Consider the following 2,480-nt stretch of genomic DNA (forward strand, 5'->3'; position numbering starts at 1 on the left):
GCCGTGCACGCCGTCTGCCGCGCGGCCCAGGTCGCCTCGCGGAGGCTGCGGACCGCCACGGGCGCCACCAAGGACGCCGCGCTGCGCGCCGCGGCCGCCGCCCTGGTCGCCGCCACCGACCGCGTCGTCGCCGCGAACGCCGAGGACCTGGGCCGGGCCGAGCGGGACGGGGTGTCGCCCTACCTGCGGGACCGGCTGCGCCTGGACGCCGGCCGGATCGAGGACATCGCCGGGGCGATGGCCGACGTGGTCGCGCTCGCGGACCCGGTCGGGGAGGTCGTCCGCGGCTCCACGCTGCCCAACGGCCTGCGGGTGCGGCAGGTCCGTCGGCCGCTCGGCGTGGTCGGCGTCGTCTACGAGGCCCGGCCCAACGTCACGGTCGACGCGGTCGCGCTGGCGCTCAAGAGCGGCAACGCCGTCGTGCTGCGGGGCGGGTCGGCGGCCGCGGCGACCAACGCCGTCGTCGTGGAGGTGCTGCGGGAGTCGCTGGTCGCCTCCGGGCTGCCCGCCGACCTGGTCAGCACCATCGACGCGCACGGCCGCGAGGGTGTCCGCGCCCTGCTGCGGGCCCGCGGCCTGGTCGACGTCGTCGTCCCCCGGGGCGGCGCGGACCTCATCCGCACCGTCGTCGAGACCGCCACCGTGCCGACCATCGAGACCGGCACCGGCAACTGCCACGTCTACGTCGACGCCGCGGCCGACCTCGACGAGGCCCTCGCCGTCTGCCTCAACGCCAAGGTCCAGCGCCCGGGCGTCTGCAACTCCGCCGAGACCGTGCTCGTGCACCGGGACGTGGCCGAGGAGTTCGTGCCCGCCCTGGCGTCGGCGATGGCCGAGGCCGGCGTCGTCCTCCACGGCGACACCACCACCCAGGAGCTGGCCGTCGGCGTCCCCGTCCGGCCCGCCACCGACGAGGACTGGGCGGCGGAGTACCTGTCGCTGGACCTCGCGGTGCGCGTCGTCGACGACCTGGACCAGGCGCTGGAGCACATCGACACCTGGTCCAGCCGGCACACCGAGGCGATCTGCACCACCGACACCCGCGCCGCCGAGCGCTTCGTCGCCGAGGTGGACGCGGCGGCCGTCGCGGTCAACGCCTCGACCCGGTTCACCGACGGCGCCCAGCTCGGCCTCGGCGCCGAGATCGGCATCTCCACCCAGAAGCTCCACGCCCGCGGGCCGATGGGCCTGACCGAGCTGACGACGACCACGTGGGTGGTCACGGGCGACGGGCACGTCCGCACCTGACCCGACGCGACGCGGGCTGGTCGGACCTGGCCCGACCGGGCCGGCCCCCGCGGCGCGCGGGCACCGGGGCCGGGGCGGGCGTCCCGTCGTGACAGACTGGCACCCGCGCGCCCGCCACCCGGTGGGCTGCCCGGAGGAGGTCCCATGAGCAGCAGCATCGTCGCCGGCATCCTCGCCGCGGCCGGCAGCGACGTCCCGGAGATGACGGAGATCGAGCTGCCCGTCCCGCCGGTGTTCTACGGCCTGCTCGCCATGGCCCTGTTCCTCGTGCTGCTGGCCATCACCTACTCGTTCAAGAACATCTCCGCCCGACGGTGACGTCCGCGCCCGCCCGACGGCCCCGCCTGGGGGTCATGGGCGGCACCTTCGACCCGCTGCACCACGGCCACCTGGTGGCCGCCAGCGAGGTCGCGTGGCGCTTCGACCTGGACGAGGTCGTCTTCGTGCCGACGGGCCAGCCGTGGCAGAAGGCCGACAGCGCCGTCAGCCCCGCCGAGGACCGCTACCTCATGACCGTCGTGGCCACCGCCGCCGACCCCCGGTTCACGGTGTCGCGGGTGGACGTCGACCGGCCCGGCCCGACGTTCACCACGGACACCCTCCGCGACCTCGCCGCGCAGCGCCCCGGGGCCGACCTGTTCTTCATCACCGGCGCGGACGCCCTGGAGGCGATCGTGTCGTGGAAGGACGTCGACCTGCTGTGGCGGCTCGCGCACTTCGTCGCGGTGAGCCGGCCCGGGCACACCCTCGACGTCCGTGCCCTGCCGGCCGGGGCGGTGAGCGTCGTGGAGATCCCCGCGCTGGCCATCAGCAGCAGCGACGTCCGGCGGCGCGTGCGCGAGGGGAGGCCCGTCCGCTACCTCGTCCCGACCGGCGTCCTGCAGTACATCGTTAAGTCGGGCCTGTACCGGGACGGTGACGGCCCGGCCCGGTCGGCCCGCCGGACCGCAGCGGAGGTGTCGTGATGGCCGAGGACGAGGTCCCGGGCACCGCGGGCGACACCGGGGTGCAGCGTGCCCTGGGGGAGCGCCGCCGCCGGCGCACGGCCGAGCGCAGCGGCCAGGTCGACCTCGACGCCACGATGTCGCACTGGCCGGTCACCGAGCCGCCGACCACCCCGCGACCGGTCGTGCGCCCGGCCCGGCCGACGGTCGAGGGCGTCGCGACCGGGCCGGTGCTCCCCACGCCGGGTGCCATGGTCGTGGGGCCGCTGCTGGAGGCCCGCAGCGCCG

At 76.2% G+C, this 2,480-nt stretch carries 4 protein-coding genes; all 4 read left to right on the plus strand.

Annotated elements, in window-relative coordinates:
* Positions 1–1,248: glutamate-5-semialdehyde dehydrogenase (locus tag WCS02_RS19655; RefSeq protein ID WP_422665444.1), on the plus strand; the 1,248-nt coding region annotated here is incomplete at its 5' end.
* 144 nt (positions 1,249–1,392) lie between these two features.
* Positions 1,393–1,566 (plus strand): hypothetical protein, encoded by a 174-nt coding sequence (locus WCS02_RS19660; RefSeq protein ID WP_340295970.1) that lies wholly within the window; start codon positions 1,393–1,395, stop codon positions 1,564–1,566.
* Entirely contained in the window at positions 1,563–2,213 is a 651-nt protein-coding gene (nadD, locus tag WCS02_RS19665; RefSeq protein WP_340295971.1) for a nicotinate-nucleotide adenylyltransferase, read from the plus strand. Before WCS02_RS19660 ends, nadD begins: the two co-directional genes overlap by 4 nt.
* Positions 2,213–2,480 (plus strand): hypothetical protein (locus WCS02_RS19670; RefSeq protein ID WP_340295972.1); only part of this gene is annotated, 268 nt, incomplete at its 3' end. The genes nadD and WCS02_RS19670, both read left to right, overlap by 1 nt.

This window comes from Aquipuribacter hungaricus, from assembly GCF_037860755.1.
Taxonomy (GTDB): Bacteria; Actinomycetota; Actinomycetes; order Actinomycetales; family JBBAYJ01; genus Aquipuribacter; species Aquipuribacter hungaricus.